This window comes from Pleomorphomonas sp. JP5, from assembly GCF_023721815.1.
Taxonomy (GTDB): Bacteria; Pseudomonadota; Alphaproteobacteria; order Rhizobiales; family Pleomorphomonadaceae; genus Pleomorphomonas.
In genome coordinates this window covers 890,703-905,818 of the sequence record NZ_JAMDLI010000007.1, presented here as the reverse complement: position 1 = coordinate 905,818, position 15,116 = coordinate 890,703, and the positions used below count along the sequence as shown (strand labels likewise).

The 15,116-nt window shown below is 63.3% G+C and carries 16 protein-coding genes; 5 read left to right on the top strand and 11 right to left on the bottom strand.

Annotation, left to right across the window (positions count from 1 at the left end; genetic code table 11):
- Positions 1-7: 7 nt before the first annotated feature.
- The 3 genes from M4J40_RS11115 (at position 8) to M4J40_RS11105 (ending at position 2,677) form a co-directional block, all read left to right on the top strand.
- Entirely contained in the window at positions 8-967 is a 960-nt protein-coding gene (locus tag M4J40_RS11115; RefSeq protein WP_251754194.1) for a type II secretion system F family protein, read from the top strand.
- A gap of 7 nt (positions 968-974) precedes the next feature.
- Entirely contained in the window at positions 975-1,973 is a 999-nt protein-coding gene (locus tag M4J40_RS11110; RefSeq protein WP_251754193.1) for a type II secretion system F family protein, read from the top strand.
- A gap of 227 nt (positions 1,974-2,200) precedes the next feature.
- Entirely contained in the window at positions 2,201-2,677 is a 477-nt protein-coding gene (locus M4J40_RS11105; protein WP_251754192.1) for a tetratricopeptide repeat protein, read from the top strand.
- Here M4J40_RS11105 and M4J40_RS11100 read toward each other — a convergent pair whose 3' ends face one another.
- Positions 2,678-3,037 (bottom strand): DMT family protein, encoded by a 360-nt coding sequence (locus tag M4J40_RS11100; protein WP_251754191.1) that lies wholly within the window; start codon positions 3,035-3,037, stop codon positions 2,678-2,680.
- A 122-nt stretch (positions 3,038-3,159) separates the two neighbouring features.
- On the opposite strand from M4J40_RS11100, the gene M4J40_RS11095 reads away from it, so the two are divergent.
- Positions 3,160-3,864: a polysaccharide deacetylase family protein gene (locus M4J40_RS11095; RefSeq protein WP_251754190.1), complete on the top strand. Its 705-nt coding sequence runs from the start codon at positions 3,160-3,162 to the stop codon at positions 3,862-3,864.
- Between the two features lie 15 nt (positions 3,865-3,879).
- On the opposite strand, the gene M4J40_RS11090 is transcribed toward M4J40_RS11095, so the two are convergent.
- Both M4J40_RS11090 and M4J40_RS11085 read right to left on the bottom strand, forming a co-directional pair.
- Positions 3,880-4,212, bottom strand: coding sequence for a hypothetical protein (locus tag M4J40_RS11090; RefSeq protein WP_251754189.1), 333 nt, complete (start codon positions 4,210-4,212; stop codon positions 3,880-3,882).
- A 113-nt stretch (positions 4,213-4,325) separates the two neighbouring features.
- Positions 4,326-4,826 carry a response regulator gene (locus tag M4J40_RS11085; RefSeq protein WP_026790096.1) on the bottom strand — a complete coding sequence of 167 codons (501 nt, stop codon included), beginning with the start codon at positions 4,824-4,826 and terminating at the stop codon, positions 4,326-4,328.
- A gap of 436 nt (positions 4,827-5,262) precedes the next feature.
- Here M4J40_RS11085 and hemA point away from each other — a divergent pair, with 436 nt between their 5' ends.
- Complete coding sequence (gene hemA / locus M4J40_RS11080) at positions 5,263-6,534, top strand: 5-aminolevulinate synthase (RefSeq protein ID WP_251754188.1); 1,272 nt, start codon at positions 5,263-5,265, stop codon at positions 6,532-6,534.
- A gap of 84 nt (positions 6,535-6,618) precedes the next feature.
- On the opposite strand, the gene ccoS is transcribed toward hemA, so the two are convergent.
- From ccoS to ccoN, 8 genes are all read right to left on the bottom strand, one after another.
- On the bottom strand, positions 6,619-6,834 hold the full coding sequence (gene ccoS / locus M4J40_RS11075; RefSeq protein WP_251754187.1) for a cbb3-type cytochrome oxidase assembly protein CcoS: 216 nt from the start codon (positions 6,832-6,834) through the stop codon (positions 6,619-6,621).
- The gene (locus M4J40_RS11070; protein ID WP_311134106.1) at positions 6,831-9,134 is read right to left on the bottom strand and encodes a heavy metal translocating P-type ATPase; all 2,304 of its coding nucleotides are present in this window, start codon (positions 9,132-9,134) and stop codon (positions 6,831-6,833) included. Before M4J40_RS11070 ends, ccoS begins: the two co-directional genes overlap by 4 nt.
- A gap of 14 nt (positions 9,135-9,148) precedes the next feature.
- On the bottom strand, positions 9,149-9,658 hold the full coding sequence (locus M4J40_RS11065) for a FixH family protein (protein ID WP_251754186.1): 510 nt from the start codon (positions 9,656-9,658) through the stop codon (positions 9,149-9,151).
- A gap of 80 nt (positions 9,659-9,738) precedes the next feature.
- Positions 9,739-11,193, bottom strand: coding sequence for a cytochrome c oxidase accessory protein CcoG (gene ccoG, locus M4J40_RS11060; RefSeq protein WP_251754185.1), 1,455 nt, complete (start codon positions 11,191-11,193; stop codon positions 9,739-9,741).
- Between the two features lie 278 nt (positions 11,194-11,471).
- Complete coding sequence (gene ccoP / locus M4J40_RS11055; RefSeq protein ID WP_251754184.1) at positions 11,472-12,338, bottom strand: cytochrome-c oxidase, cbb3-type subunit III; 867 nt, start codon at positions 12,336-12,338, stop codon at positions 11,472-11,474.
- A 3-nt stretch (positions 12,339-12,341) separates the two neighbouring features.
- Positions 12,342-12,497, bottom strand: a complete 156-nt coding sequence (locus M4J40_RS11050) for a cbb3-type cytochrome c oxidase subunit 3 (protein ID WP_101291274.1) — start codon at positions 12,495-12,497, stop codon at positions 12,342-12,344.
- 9 nt (positions 12,498-12,506) lie between these two features.
- Positions 12,507-13,238 carry a cytochrome-c oxidase, cbb3-type subunit II gene (gene ccoO / locus M4J40_RS11045; RefSeq protein ID WP_251754183.1) on the bottom strand — a complete coding sequence of 244 codons (732 nt, stop codon included), beginning with the start codon at positions 13,236-13,238 and terminating at the stop codon, positions 12,507-12,509.
- A gap of 11 nt (positions 13,239-13,249) precedes the next feature.
- Positions 13,250-14,875: a cytochrome-c oxidase, cbb3-type subunit I gene (ccoN, locus tag M4J40_RS11040; protein WP_251754274.1), complete on the bottom strand. Its 1,626-nt coding sequence runs from the start codon at positions 14,873-14,875 to the stop codon at positions 13,250-13,252.
- Positions 14,876-15,116 lie beyond the last annotated feature (241 nt).

Sequence of the window (15,116 nt, the reverse complement as noted above, 5' to 3'; positions counted from 1 at the left end):
GGCCGAGATGAACGAGATGCACCTCTTCTACGGGTTCGCCGGTTTCGCCGCCGCCTTTCTGGCGGAAGCGGTGTATCTCCTGACCGTGAATGCCAGCGCCAACCGCCGCCAGATCAATCGCCGGCTTCGAGTGTCGGCACCCGACGCCAATCGGCAAGAGGTCATGATCCTGCTCAGGCGCGAGCGTGGACTGACCGCCTCCGGCGGCATGCCGAGCCACCTCGCCTGGCTCGGTCGACTGATCGTTCAGTGCGGCATCACCATAGGCCTCACCAAGCTGATGCTGGTGTTTGCCGCCACCGGCCTCATCGTCTCGGGCCTGGTCTTCAACCTTACTGACCATGACCTCGCGCAGACCGCCCTCGCGTTTCCGATCGGCGGTTTCGTCATCCCCGTCATGGCGCTCCGCATGCGGCGGACCCGGCGGCAGGAGAAGTTCGCCGTGCAGTTCCCCGAGGCGATCGAGTTGATCGTCCGAAGCCTCAAGGCCGGTCATCCCGTGCCCGTGGCCATGTCGATGGTGGCGCGCGAAATGCCCGACCCCATCGGCACCGAGTTCGGGATGATGGCCGACGAGGTGACCTACGGCGCCGATCTCGTGACGGCGCTTGCCAACATGCAGGCCCGTGTCGGCCAGGAAGACCTGCCGCTGTTCGTGACCGCCGTATCGATCCAGTCGTCGACCGGCGGCAACCTGCGCGAGATCCTGCAAAACCTTACCGACGTGATCCGGCAGCGCATCAAGATGCGGCGCAAGATCCGGTCGATCTCCGCCGAGGGCCGGATTTCCGCCGTCTTTCTCACGGCCATGCCGGTCCTGCTGTTCGTTGCCCTCAACTTCATGTCGCCCGACTACTACGGTTCGGTGTGGGGAAAGCCGATGACCACCTGGGGGCTCGTCGGCGCCGTTACCTGGCTCGGTGTCGGCAACCTGATGATGAAGAAGATGATCAGCTTCCGCTTCTGAGGTCTCAATGCCCGACGTCGTTCTCTCCGCGCTCGATATCGCCAATGCCCGACCGGAGCTCGTGGCGCTCGTCGCCTTCGTGGCCATGCTGACGAGCATCGCCGCGACAATCGCAAGTTCGCTGTCGCGTCGAGGGCGCGTGAGACGCCGCCTCAAGATCGATATGCCGTCGCCGAAACGAGAAACGTCGGCGGAAGAAGCGAGCGACGATCCGCTGTCGGACCTGGGCCTCGGACCTGAGGACAATCGCCTGCCACCGAAGCTTGAGCGCTTGATCTCCCAGGCAAACAACATCGTCAGCAGCGGCGACGCCGGCAAGATGAAGTTGGCCCGGCAGAGGATGATCCGCGCCGGCCTGTTTTCCCCTCACGCCGTTGCCGTGTTCTTTCTTGCCCGCCTCGCGGGAGCCGCCGTAGTGCCGCTCGTCGTGCTGTTGCTGCTGACTGCCGCCGGTTTCCATCCCGAGGTGACGAAGCTGCTTCTCATCCTGATGGTGTCCGCTATCGTCGGTTATCTCGGGCCGAGCTTCTATGTCGACCGGAGCGCCAAGACGGTGCTTCGGCAGAACCGAATTGCGTTTCCCGATTTCATGGATCTGATGGGCGTTTGCGCCAACGCCGGACTTTCCATGGAGGCCAGCCTTGAGCGCGTGACGCAGGAACTGGCGCCGATGTACCCGGCGCTCGGCGTCAATCTGCAGGTGCTTTGTCTCGAAGTGCGGGCCGGGCGTTCGATGGAAACGGCGCTGCAAACCCTGGCCGACCGCGTCGGCGTTCCGGAAGTGCGCGCCTTTGCGACGCTGCTCCAGCAGTCGCGCGAGCTCGGATCCAGCCTTTCCGATGCGTTGCGCGTCTTCGCCGAAGACATGCGCCATCAGCGCCTCGCCGCCGCCGAGGAGAAAGCCTACGCCTTGCCTGCCAAGCTGTCGGTGCCGGTTACGGCCTGCATCCTGCCGGTGGTTCTATTCATCGCCATCTGGCCGGTGGTGGTGAAGTTCAACAGCTGATCAGAGTATTACGGCCTCGTCGAGGGGCGCCCGGACCGGAGGGTTCGCGGCATCGATCTTCTCGGCCACCCGCAAGGTGGCTTCGGATGGCTGGAGATCAGCGTAGCCGATATCGGCGTTTCCCAACAGGGACTTAGATTCATCTTCTCCGTAAAATTGAAGTGGAATTTTTGACGCGAATTTATGGCGCATTCGCTATCGTTCAGTACTTCACCAAGGTATGCACCATGGATCGACTTTTCTTCCTGCCGACAGTTGCTCTTCTGCTGGCCTTGCCGCTCGGTGCCTGCAGTACGGCCTTCGAAGATGGGCTTATCGACAGTGGGCCAGAGTATTCGCAGTTCGCAAGCCAGCAAGCGACCTTGCGAAATCGCGCCAAGGCCGCCTTTCGGCAGAGTGACTTCGCCGGCGCCGAGCGTACGTTCCGGGCAGCCCTCGCCAAGGACCCTCTCGACCCGGAAGCCTGGCTCGGCTTCGCCGCGGCGTCCGATCGTCTCGGTCGGTTCGATGTCGCCGACAGGGCCTACGCTCAAGTGATTGCAATCGCCGGTCGGCGCGGCGAAGTGGTGAACAACATGGGCTGGTCGCAATGGCATAGGGGCAATCGCGCGGCAGCCAAGCTTCTGTTTGCCGAAGCACTGGCCCTTGCCCCAGGCAACCCGGTGATCGTCGCCAATGCGTCGGCCAGGAGCGACCAAAGCTGACTACAGCCGAATCGGCCCCTTGAAGATGAAATACGCGCCAAGGCCGATGAACGCGAAGCCGACCACGTGGTTGAGCGTGATCGGCTGCTTGAGGTAGACGGCCGAGAATACCATGAAGATGGCAAGCGTTATCACCTCTTGCATCGTCTTGAGTTCGGCCGCCGAGTAGACGCGGAAGCCATAGCGGTTTGCAGGAACAGCAAGACAGTATTCGATGAGGGCGATCGTCCAGGACACCAGGATGACGGCCCAAAGCGGCTTGTTCGGGTACTTGAGGTGGCCGTACCAGGCGAATGTCATGAACAGGTTGGAGGCGACGAGCAGAACGACGGGGAGTAGCGCCGGCGGAATGAACGACATCGGGTCAGTTCCGGTGGATAATTCCGGAGTCTTGATTCCAGAATTTGGGCGGCATGACGGCAGCCTTGATTTCGACATGCCCGCAGCGCATCGACCCGCCATCCATTACCTGGAGCCGAGCGATGCGATTGCTCTTTGCTGTTCCCCTCCTTTCTTTGCTTGCCACTCCAGCCATTGCCGGCGACGTCGAGCCACGCCTGACTCTTCCGGCCGGCACTCACGCCGTGGCCCTGACCTTCGACGCCTGCTCGGGGGGCGTTGACGAGCGCATCCTGGACGAACTGATCGCCGACCGTGTTCCTGCCACGATCTTCGTCACGCACCGTTGGCTGAAGCGCAACGCGGTCGCCACGACGAAGCTTCTGGCGCATGCCGACCTGTTCGAGATAGAAAACCACGGCGAGAACCATGTGCCGGCCATCACCGATCGCCCGACCGTCTTCGGCCTGCAGACGGCGGGATCGCTTTCGGCGGTGTTGCAGGAGGTGACGGGAGGCGCGGGCGCGGTCTCGGCCACCTTCGGTCGGGCGCCCATCTGGTATCGCGATGCCTCGGCCCGCTACAGCCGCGATGCAACCCAACTGATCGCCGGGCTTGGATACAGAATCGCCGGTTACTCGCTCAATGCCGATGTCGGCGCCTCACTTCCGGCGGCGACCGTGAGCAAGCGTGTTGGAATGGCAAAACCGGGCGACGTCATCATCGCCCACATCAACCATCCGGAACGCCCCGCCGGAGCCGGGGTCGTCGAGGGCATCAAGATCCTTCTTGCCAAAGGCGTGCGCTTCGAGCGGCTTGACGCCGCCTTCCCCACGCCGACCGGCTGAAGGCGCTCCACTCGTTCAGAGCGAGCCGAAATCCCCCTTGGCGGACGGATCGACTGCGCCGGTGGGAGTGATGGTGGTGGCAGGACTCTTCTTCGGCGCTGCGAATGTGCCGCAGGCAACCGTCATGCCGACTCCATCAGCAAGATCGAGGTCGACGCTGCGGCTCGGCGTCACATCGAGCAGGGACCACACCGGAGAACCGTCCCCGGACCCGAGGCCGACCAGGCAGGCGGACAGGCCAGAGGGCAGACCGGAGGGGAGCTCGATGGCGGCAACAGGGGTCGACAGCCCCAAAACCGCTGCGATAGCGATCGGCGGGAAAGCGGATCTTCCGGGGATGCGCACCATATCGTCCCTCCAGAAGAGCTGACGGGCCGCCAGAAGTGCGGCAAAAGAACCTTCGTCAGCCCCTTAACGCGGAGTACGGGAAAGGGTTTCATGACACGGGCGCCACAACGGCATCAGGATGCCGCCTTCTCGCCCGGCTTTGCCTGCCAGATGTTCTGTCGATTGCGAATCTCGCGCGGGGCCGGGCCAAAGTAGGTCGGCGTCTTGACGAAGTCGCGCGGCGCCAGCACCACCGATTGGATGCGCTGGTAGAGCGACTTGGCCGAAATCGGCTTGCATAACAGCTCGTGGATGCCGAGACGGCGCGCCTCGATGATCCGGCTGCGTTCGGTGTGACCGGTGACCATGATGATGGGGATATAGGCGAAAGGATTGGACGGCACACGAATCATCCGCACCATGTCTGCGCCATCGAGGATCGGCATCACCCAGTCGAGAATCAGGATATCCGGATTGGCGCGATCCATCGCTTCCAGGCCGGACGCGCCGTCTTCCGCCTCCACGATGCGGCGCGCGCCGAAGCCTTGCAGCATCGTCCTGAGGATCGTGCGCATGTAGGCGCTATCTTCCACGACCAGAAAGGTCAGGGATGACAGATCAAGCTGCACCGGCATACTCCTTCATCTACCTCCTTATCAGTCAAAGGTGAAAAAGCGGTTAGGCGCCATGACGATCGCGGCGATGAGCCAACGCCATCGACCAAAGGACAAACAGGACGGGCAACGATGCCGCGGCGGACCCTTTCATGGCGCGAGAGTAACGAAACTGCTTGAGACTTCACCCTTGCCGTGCTTTAGTTTCAGACAGATGCGCCGGGTTTTTGGACCCGTTCAAAAAGCTGTGACCACGCAAGGACATCGGGGCCTCCCACCGTCTTTTCGCCGACCCTTTGATCAAGACAGCGTATGATTTGATCGTGATCAAAGGCGTCTTGCGGCAATATGCGTAGGTTATCGTAGGTGGAAAGACGACGGACCGTCGGCCGTAGCAGGGCGATCCGTTCACGGAAAGACGCTCAGTCCGCCGGGCGTCGGAGGGATTGGATCGATCATGAACTATGATGCCGTGTTCGAGAGTGCCGTCCAGGCGCTGCAGGACGAGAAGCGCTATCGCGTGTTCGCGGAACTGGAGCGAATGGCAGGACGGTTTCCCACCGCTCTCTGGCATCGGGGCGACGGAACGCGCGAAATCACCGTATGGTGTTCCAATGACTATCTCGGCATGGGCCAGCACCCCAAGGTGATCGGCGCCATGACGGCTGCCGCCGAGGCCATGGGCGCTGGCGCCGGTGGCACGCGCAATATTTCCGGCACCAACCATCCCCTGGTCCAGCTCGAGCATGAGCTGGCCGATCTGCACGGCAAGGAAGCCGCTCTGGTCTTCACGTCGGGTTACGTCTCCAACGAGGCGGCGATCTCGACCATCGCCAAGCTGTTGCCCAACTGCCTGATCCTCTCCGATGCGCTCAATCACGCGTCGATGATCCACGGCGTGCGGTCGTCGGGCGTCTCCAAGCAGATCTGGCGGCACAACGATCTCGAGCATCTCGAGGAGTTGCTGATCGCGGCCGGTCCGGACCGCGCCAAGCTGATCGTCTTCGAGAGCGTCTATTCGATGGACGGTGACGTCGCCCCGATCGAGAAGATCGCCGACCTCGCCGACAAGTACAACGCCTTCACCTACATCGACGAAGTGCATGCCGTCGGCATGTATGGCGAACGTGGCGCCGGCATCTGCGAACGCGACGGCGTCATGGATCGCATGGATGTCATCGAGGGGACGCTGGCCAAGGGCTTCGGCGTGATGGGCGGGTACATCACCGGCAAGAAGTCGCTGGTCGACGCCGTCCGTTCCTATGCTCCGGGCTTCATCTTCACGACGGCCCTGCCGCCCGGCCTTTGCGCCGCCGCCACCGCGTCCATCCGGCACCTGAAGGAAAGCCGCAGCGAACGCGAGGCGCATCAGCGCCAGGCTGCCCGCACCAAGGCGGTGTTGAGGGCCGCCGGCCTGCCGGTGATGCCGTCGGTGACGCATATCGTGCCGGTGCTGGTCGCCAATGCCGATCTCTGCAAGCAGGCGACGGACATCCTGCTGGACAAGCACGGCATCTATATCCAGCCGATCAACTATCCAACCGTGCCGCGCGGCACGGAGCGGCTCAGGATCACCCCGACGCCGTTCCACAACGACGCCGTCATCGATCACCTGCGCGACGCGCTGGTCGACGTTTGGGAAACGCTCAACCTGCCGTTCTCCGAACCGAGCGTGCCGGAGGCCGAGACCGTGGTACGCCAGCAGATCTTCAGCGCCGCTGGCGGCTGATAGCGAACGGCTCCAGAAAAACGGAACGGGATCGACGGCGTCGGTCCCGTTTTTTGTTTGTCGATCGGTCGAGGTTGAGAGCGTTCAGCCCTTGCGACGTTGCTCGCCTTCCGGGACGCGGCCGCGCGCGCCCTCCGGCTCACAGTGGGGCGCGTCCTCGATGTCGTCGTCCTCGAGAATACGCCAGGCCGCGCCTTCCAGATCCTCGTACTGACCCGTCTTCAGCGACCACATGAAAGCGGCCAGTCCCAGAAGGCCGAGGGCCAACGCCGCCGGCACGAGAAAGACGAGAACGCTCATACCCGATCATCCCCAGCCATGTCCTCGCGAGCGGCCGCCACCGCCGCCGGCGGCCGTATGGCCGGGGGCATGGCGACGCGGCGGAGGCGCAAGGCGTTGAGCGTCACGATCAACGAGGAACCCGACATCGCCACGGCGGCAATGAGCGGCGTGACATAGCCCAGGACGGCGATCGGCACCGCGACGAGATTATAGCCGACTGCGGTCCAGAGATTCTGTTTCATCAGCCTGTAAGCGGCATGCGAGACGTCCAGGGCCGTGATCACCGGCCTCAAACTCTCGCCAAGGAAGACGGCGTCGGAGGCTGCCTGCGCAAGATGGGCCGCCGACACAGGTGACAGCGACACGTAGGCGGCGGCCAGCGAAGGCGCGTCATTCAGGCCGTCGCCGACCATCAACACGCGCCTCCCCTCCGCCTTCAGCGCTTCAAGCCGAGCAATCTTGCCGGCGGGATCGACCTCGGCCTGCCAGTCGGAAATGCCGAGCCTTGCCGCCACGACCGACACGGCCGCCTCACGGTCACCCGACAGGATCATCAGGCGACAGCCCCTCGCGCGGAGTTCGGACGCAATCTCGATCGCGTCAGCCTTGAGGCGTTGGGCAAAAGCGAACACCGCCTTCCGTTCGCCATCGGAAAAGGCGATGAGCGAAGCATCGGGATGCGCGAGGAGCACCGGGGCCGCGGCGGCGTCGTTCACCTCGCAAAAGGAAAGAGATCCGAGCCGTAAGGTGCGTCCCTCAAGATCAACGGTCACACCCTCACCCGTCACCTCGCGGGCTCCCTCCAGAGCGCCACAGGCACCGGATGCGCGAGCCAATGCCTCGGCCAGGGGATGCCGGCTCGAGCGGGCAAGCCGGCCGGCCAACTCCAAAAGATCGTCGGATATGTCGGACCGATTGGCCAGCAGTGGTTCGGGACTGGTCAGGGTTCCCGTCTTGTCGAAAACGACGGTGTCGACGCGCGCAAAGCGCTCGATGGCGGCACCGGCATTGAGCAGGATGCCGTTGCGGAAGAACCGCCCGGCGGCGGTCACCTGCACCGCCGGCACGGCAAGGGCCAGGGCGCATGGGCAGGTGATGATCAGGACGGCGATGGCGTTGACCAAGGCCGTATGCCAGCCCGCGCCGACGGCGAGCCAGCCGATGGCAGTGAGCAATGCGGACAGGTGGACCACCGGCGCATAGGCGCGCGCGGCGCGGTCGGCCAGACGGAGCGTGCCGGACTTCGCCGATTGCGCCTCGCCGATCAGCCGCTCGATCTCGGCCATCAGCGTGCCCTCGACGGCGGCGGTCACCACCACGGTCAGCAGGCCGGCGCCGTTCAGCGTACCGGCGTGAACGACATCGCCGGGCGCGACCGACACGGGAAGCGTCTCGCCCGTGACCAGACTGCGATCGACGTCGGACTGGCCGGAGAGAACCTCGCCGTCGACCGGCAACCGCTCGCCAGGCCGCACGACCACGATATCGCCCGGATGCACGGCGCTGAGCGGCACGCGCACCAGATCGCCGTCGCCCCCACGTTTCAGCGCCGAGTCGGCCCTGAGCGTCGCCAGCGTCTCCGCCTCCACCGCCGTGCGGCGGCGCATGTTCTCGTCGAGGAACCGGCCGAGCAGCAGAAAGAACAACAGCATCAGCGCACTGTCGAAGTAGGCCTCGAGCGCGTGGTTAAGCGTGTTGAAGATCGAAAGGCCCATCGCAAGGCAGACGCCGAGCGAAATGGGCACGTCCATGTTGAGCGACCGGCGACGAAGGGCGGCAAAGGCGCTTCGGATGAACGGCCGGGCTGCGTAGGCCACCGTTGGAATGGCCACGAGCGCGCTCATGAAGTGGAAGAAGTCGCGCGTCTCGGGCGTGATGTCGGTGACGTTGCCGGACCAGACCGCGACCGACATCAGCATGACGTTCATCGCGCCGAAGCCAGCGACGCCCATGCATTTCAAGAGTTCCCGCGCCTCGGCCGAGCGGTTGTCGCGTCGTGTCGCCGGATCGAACGGCTGCGCCGGATAGCCGATTGCCGCCATTCGCTCCAGCACGTCGTCCGGCGTCAGCTTGTCGGGCGAGAAGACGACCGAGGTACGGCGGTTTCCAACGTTGACCCGGGCGCTGACCACGCCCGGCAGGCGACGAAGGCCGCGCTCAATGTCGGTCAGGCAGGCGGCGCACGTGATGCCGTCGACGGCGAGCTCGATACGGCGGCAGCCGTCACGATCGGCGACGGTGTATGCGTCCCAGTCGTGCCCCACGGACCTCCCTTCGGGGTCGCGCTCCAGATCTCCGGCATCCACCGCAATGTTCACGGCGTCTCCCTTCGTCAGCGGGCGAGGCGCAACTGGTTGCGGCTGCGGAAAAGCCGCTCGTCACCCTTGTAGGCCTCGATAGTGAGGTTCCACATGCCGGCCTTCACCCCCTGGAGCATGGCGCGGTAGGTGCCGCTCGCCACCTCGGACAGGCTGGCCGAATGGTCGTGGTTCGGATCAACGGCGTGGGTGAGCCGGACGCGCACGTCAAGGCCATGAAGATCAACCCCGGCCTTGTCGCTGAAGTGGACCTCGACGGAAACGCCCTCACCGGCGGGCCGCACGGCGGCATCCACCGTCCACCCGCGGTCGGCCTGCGCCTTGCCGGCCGCCACCTCGCCTTCGAACTCCTGGCCAGCCTTGTAGCTCGACGCCACCTCGACGCCGGGGAAGGTCGAAACCGCGAAGTAAATGAAAGCGCCATTCACCGCGAAGGTTATGCCGAAGAAGGCCAGGAGCCAGATGAGAACACCCCGCCCGGTCAGACGACGGCCGCGATCTGGTTCTTCGGTGGTAGCGGTCATGAGGTCCATCTCCCTCGCCATATCCAAGCATCTGCCTTTTGCCAGCCGTTCGCAACCTTTGGGATTACGGCCGGCACGGCTCAGTTCGTTGGCGCGGCCTTGAAGAAGTCGGAGGTGGAGGCCTTTTCGCCGTTGTCGGTATCGACGATGTAGAACTCGATCGGCGTCGACTCCGGCAATGCAACTCCCCCTGGGACCATAACCAAAACACGCAGCTCGCGCGTCGTGTCGGCCGATACCTCGATCACCGGCTTGCCGTTGGCCGCCGGCACGCCCTGGGCTTCGACGGTAAAGCCGTCCGGCAAGCCGGAGACGGTAAGCGCGAAATGCCGCTCGTGAGGCCGCTTGTTGATCAGGCGCACGGTATAGCCGTTACGGACGCCACCGTCCGACAGGTTGACGTAGAGCGGGTTGCGGTCGTGCAGCACGCTGACGCCCTGGAAGGCCCGGTTGGCCAAGGTGTAGGTCATGATGCCGCCGATGATGACGATCAGCGCCGCATAGAGAACGGTACGCGGACGCACGATGCGGAAGATCGGCGGCTTCCCCTCGCTGCGTCGGGCGATGTTCATGTCGGTGTCGTAGCCAATGAGCCCGGGCTCGCGGCCGACCTTGGCCATCACCGTGTCGCAGGCGTCTATGCAGAGACCGCACTGGATGCATCCGAGCTGCAGACCCTCGCGGATATCGACGCCGGTCGGACAGACATGCACGCACGCCTTGCAGTCGATGCAGTCGCCGACTTTTGCGCCCGCCTCTTTCGCTTTGGCGCCCGTCCGCACCGACATGCGCGGCTCGCCACGATCCGTCCGATAGGTAACGTTGAGTGCCCACTCGTCGGTGAGCGCCGCCTGGATGCGCGGCCAGGGGCACATGTAGAGGCAGACCTGTTCGCGCATGAAGCCGGCGAGCGAATAGGTCGTGAAGGTCAGGATGCCGATCCAGATATAGACGATCGAGGCGGCATTGCCGGTGAAGATATCCCTGATGATCGTCGGTGCGTCGCCGAAATAGAGCACCCACGCGCCACCGGTACCGACGGCGATCAGCAGCCAGACGAGATGCTTGCCCGCCTTGCGAGCGAACTTGCCGGCGCTCATCGACGCGCGATCCATCAGGATCCGGTCGCGGCGATCACCCTCGAACCAGCGCTCGACGGCGAAAAAGAGATCGGTCCATACCGTTTGAGGGCAGAGATAGCCGCACCAGAGGCGGCCCGCCACGGCGTTCATCAGGAACAGAGCGATAGCGGCAAGCACGAGAAGACCCGTGAGGTAGTAAACCTCCTGCGGCCAGATCTCCACGCCGAAGAAGTAGGCCTTACGGCCGGCAATATCGATCAGGACCGCCTGACCGGGCGCATCGGGGCCGCGATCCCACCGAATGAAAGGCAGGAAGTAGTAAATGCCGAGCGTAATGATCAGCACGGACCACTTGATCGTCCTCAATCGGCCGCTGACGGACGCGGGATAGTTCTTCTTGGCAGCCGCATAGTAGCTGTCGACCTCGGCCGTGACGTGTTCGTCGCCCCGCATGGTAGCTCTATCTCCCGGCGTCCGCCTTGTCGCTCAGGCGGCTCACTTCTAAGTAATCGCCACTATTATTAGCACATTAGCACAAGCTAGAAGTCGTCACGACCGGCGATTTGGTCGCTGCCGCCATGCGCCAGGACGGAGCCGTCGAAACCGTGCCGTTCGTCAGCCGCCCCAACTAGGGCCCCACACTTGCACAGGCTGTTTCGAGCGCGGCTTCCAATCAAAAGGCAGCGGCGGGGATCGCTCCCCGCCGGCTCGATTTCAAGGCATGGGTGAACTCAGGTCCCGCCGCCGAGGTCGTGGACGTAGATCGCCAGCGACTTGATGGTCACCGGATCGAGCTTGCCACCCCAGGTCGGCATGACGCCGCGGTGGGCGTTGGTAATCGTGTTGATCACCGACGCTTCGTCGCCGCCGTAGAGCCAGATCTTGTCCGTCAGGTTCGGCGCACCCAGCTCGTGACTACCCTTGGCGTCTTCTCCGTGACAGCTGGTGCAGTTCTCCGCGAAGATCTGCTTGCCGGCGTCGACATCGGCGCCCTTGACCGAGTTGCCCGAAAGCGACAGCACGTAGCCGGCGACGTTGCGGATCTGCTTGGCGTCGAGCAAACCGTCGGCACCAAAGCGCGGCATGTCGTTCATCCGCGTATCCGGGCTGGTCGACCGGATGCCAACGGTGATGGTGTGCTCGATGTCGGTCAGAGTACCGCCCCACAGCCAGTCGTCGTCCTGCAGGTTCGGGTAGCCCTTGGAGCCCGTGGCGCCAGAGCCGTGACATGGTGCGCAATTGTCGCCGAAGGCGGCTCGTCCCTGCGCCATCGCGAACTCCAGCATCTTGGGATCGTTCTTGATCTCCTCGAGGCTGGCGTTGGCGAGATTCTGCCCGACTTCGTTGCGAGCGGCGCGACCGGCCTCGGCCTCGGCGAGCGCCGAAGCCCGCTGGGAATAACCGAGCCAGCCCTTGGTGTAGGACGAGACGAGCGGGACCGCCGGATAGACGAAGACGTAGCCGACCGCGAAGGCGATACAGGCGTAGAACACCCACAACCACCAGCGCGGCAGCGGATTGTTGAGCTCCTTGATCCCGTCCCACTCGTGGCCAGTGGTCGACACGCCGGTGACCTTGTCGATTTCTTCGTGAGCCATGGCTCAATCCTCCTCAAGCGGGATCTGCGCGGCGTGGTCGAACTTCGCCTTGTTCTTGGGCCAAAGCGCATAGACGCAGATGGCCGAGAAGATCAGGAAGAAGTACAGAAGCCCGCTTTGTTGGGCGAAGGCGGCAACCTGTTCGTAGCTGAAGTCCATGGCAGTCCCTCAACGCAGGTTGGCTTTGTCGTCGTAGGTCGAGAAATCGACCAACGTGCCAAGCATCTGAAGATAGGCGACGAGGGCGTCCATCTCCGTGAGCTTCTTCGGGTTACCGTCGAAGTCGCGCACCACCGTCTTGGGATAGCGGGCGACCAGACCTTCGATCATGCCGTCCGGATTGACCTGAGCCTTGAGATCGGCCTCGGCGTTGGCAATGTCCTCGTCGGTGTACGGCACTCCCTCGAGGCGCAGCGTCTTCATGTCCTCGGCGATGAGATTGGCCTTGAGCGGATTGTCCTTCAGGAAGGGATAGGCCGGCATGACCGAAGCGGGAACCACCGAACGCGGATCGGTGAGGTGGGCGACGTGCCAATCGTCGGAGTACTTGCCGCCGACGCGGGCGAGGTCAGGCCCCGTTCGCTTCGAGCCCCACTGGAAGGGGTGATCGTACTGGCTTTCCGCCGCCAGCGAGAAGTGGCCGTAGCGCTCGATCTCATCGCGCATCGGGCGGATCATCTGGCTATGGCAGAGATAGCAGCCCTCGCGAATGAAGATGTTGCGGCCAGCGAGCTCCAGCGGCGAGTAGGGGCGCATCCCCGTCACCGTCTCGATGGTGCTCTTCAGGTAGAACAACGGCACGATCTCCACCAGGCCGCCGATCGCCACCACGATCAGGATGCCGATCAGGAGAACGATCGAGTTCCGCTCGAACACCGCATGCTTTTGCATGAGACCCATCAGTCGTCTCCTTACTCGGCCGGAGCCAGAGCCACGTCGGCAGCCGGCTTTTCAGCCTCGCCATGGCGAATGGTGAGATAGAGGTTGACCGCCATGATCACCGCGCCGGTCAGGAAGAGGATGCCGCCCAACGCACGAATGACGTAGTAGGGATGCATCGCCTCGACGGTTTCGACGAAGGAGTACTGCAGGAAGCCGAACTCGGTGTAAGCGCGCCACATGAGGCCCTGCATGATGCCCGACACCCACATGGAAGTGATGTAGAGAACGATGCCGAGCGTCGAGATCCAGAAGTGCCAGTCGACAAGCTTCAGGGAATAGACGTCACGCTTGCCATAGACCCAGGGGACCAGGCAGTAGAGCGCGCCGAAGGAGACGTAGCCCACCCAGCCGAGCGCGCCCGAGTGGACGTGGCCGATGGTCCAGTCGGTATAATGGCTGAGCGAGTTGACAGCCTTCACCGACATCAGCGGCCCCTCGAAGGTCGACATGCCGTAGAAGGCCACCGACACGACGAGCAGACGCAGCACAGGATCGGTACGGAGCTTGTCCCAGGCACCCGACAGCGTCATCAGGCCGTTGATCATGCCACCCCAGGACGGCATCCACAGCATCACAGAGAACACCATGCCGAGCGTCGACGCCCATTCCGGCAGCGCCGTATAGTGAAGGTGGTGGGGACCGGCCCAGATGTAGAGGAAGATCAGCGCCCAGAAGTGGATGATCGACAACCGGTATGAATAGACCGGCCGATTGGCCCGCTTCGGCACGAAATAGTACATTATGGCCAGGAAGCCGGCGGTCAGGAAGAAGCCCACCGCGTTGTGGCCGTACCACCACTGCACCATCGCGTCCTGCACCCCCGACCAGACCACATAGGACTTGGAGCCGAAGATGCTGACCGGTACCGCCGCGTTGTTGACGATGTGCAACATGGCGATGGTGACGATGAAGGCAAGATAGAACCAGTTCGCCACGTAGATGTGGGGCTCCTTGCGCCGCCACAGCGTCGCCAGGAAGACCAGGAGATAGGCGACCCAGACGATGGTCAGCCAGAGATCAGCGTACCATTCCGGTTCGGCGTATTCCTTGCTCTGCGTGACGCCCAGCAGATAGCCCGTGCCGGCGATGACGATGAACACGTTGTAGCCGAGAATGACGAACCACGGCGTGACGAGACCGGGCATACGGGCACGGCTGGTGCGTTGCACGACGTAGAAAGACGTCGCCAGAAGCACGTTGCCGCCGAAGGCGAAGATCACCGCCGACGTATGAAGCGGCCGGAGGCGCCCGAAGGTCGTCCAGGGAAGACCGAGATTGAGCGCCGGATAGGCAAGCTCGAGAGCGATCCAGATACCGACGGAGAACCCGGCGAGCCCCCAGAACATGGCAGCAATCGAAGCGAACTTGACCGGGCCGAGATTGTAGTTCGGCTTGCCGTTGATCTCGGCGGGTTCGACATGGCCATCACGGTCGATGAACGACCGAATGATCAGGAAGACGCCGGCCGCCGACGCGATCGCGCCGATGGTGGCATGAAAGGCAAAGACCGGATCCACCGCCTTTCCGGCGGCCAGAACGCAGTAGAGAAAGAGAAGCCCCAGGAAAACCGAATAAGCGGTTTCCTCGAGCGACATCAGAGGTTTGGCCCTCAATGCCGTCATGTTCGTCGCCCCGTGTCTGTCGGAGATCGCCCGCTGTCACCAACGAACGCCTCGCTTCGCCCGTTTGCCGACACTCTAGAATCCCCCGCCCCGAACCTTCGCGTCCAGAGCACGGGAAACAACCTAGTTATGTCTACGCATACCAACCTTGACAAAGGTCAAGCTTGATCCGGCAATGAAGGGGGTTTAGCGCAGTTCTAGACGTTTTGCCTAT

What these genes read in the sequence shown, in the direction of transcription:
- M4J40_RS11115 (WP_251754194.1), top strand. Translation starts at nt 8, where the DNA reads ATGAACGAGATGCACCTCTTCTACGGGTTCGCCGGTTTCGCCGCCGCC.
- M4J40_RS11110 (WP_251754193.1), top strand. Translation starts at nt 975, where the DNA reads ATGCCCGACGTCGTTCTCTCCGCGCTCGATATCGCCAATGCCCGACCG.
- M4J40_RS11105 (WP_251754192.1), top strand. Translation starts at nt 2,201, where the DNA reads ATGGATCGACTTTTCTTCCTGCCGACAGTTGCTCTTCTGCTGGCCTTG.
- M4J40_RS11100 (WP_251754191.1), bottom strand. Translation starts at nt 3,037, where the DNA reads ATGTCGTTCATTCCGCCGGCGCTACTCCCCGTCGTTCTGCTCGTCGCC.
- M4J40_RS11095 (WP_251754190.1), top strand. Translation starts at nt 3,160, where the DNA reads ATGCGATTGCTCTTTGCTGTTCCCCTCCTTTCTTTGCTTGCCACTCCA.
- M4J40_RS11090 (WP_251754189.1), bottom strand. Translation starts at nt 4,212, where the DNA reads ATGGTGCGCATCCCCGGAAGATCCGCTTTCCCGCCGATCGCTATCGCA.
- M4J40_RS11085 (WP_026790096.1), bottom strand. Translation starts at nt 4,826, where the DNA reads ATGCCGGTGCAGCTTGATCTGTCATCCCTGACCTTTCTGGTCGTGGAA.
- hemA (WP_251754188.1), top strand. Translation starts at nt 5,263, where the DNA reads ATGAACTATGATGCCGTGTTCGAGAGTGCCGTCCAGGCGCTGCAGGAC.
- ccoS (WP_251754187.1), bottom strand. Translation starts at nt 6,834, where the DNA reads ATGAGCGTTCTCGTCTTTCTCGTGCCGGCGGCGTTGGCCCTCGGCCTT.
- M4J40_RS11065 (WP_251754186.1), bottom strand. Translation starts at nt 9,658, where the DNA reads ATGACCGCTACCACCGAAGAACCAGATCGCGGCCGTCGTCTGACCGGG.
- ccoG (WP_251754185.1), bottom strand. Translation starts at nt 11,193, where the DNA reads ATGCGGGGCGACGAACACGTCACGGCCGAGGTCGACAGCTACTATGCG.
- ccoP (WP_251754184.1), bottom strand. Translation starts at nt 12,338, where the DNA reads ATGGCTCACGAAGAAATCGACAAGGTCACCGGCGTGTCGACCACTGGC.
- M4J40_RS11050 (WP_101291274.1), bottom strand. Translation starts at nt 12,497, where the DNA reads ATGGACTTCAGCTACGAACAGGTTGCCGCCTTCGCCCAACAAAGCGGG.
- ccoO (WP_251754183.1), bottom strand. Translation starts at nt 13,238, where the DNA reads ATGGGTCTCATGCAAAAGCATGCGGTGTTCGAGCGGAACTCGATCGTT.
- ccoN (WP_251754274.1), bottom strand. Translation starts at nt 14,875, where the DNA reads ATGTCGCTCGAGGAAACCGCTTATTCGGTTTTCCTGGGGCTTCTCTTT.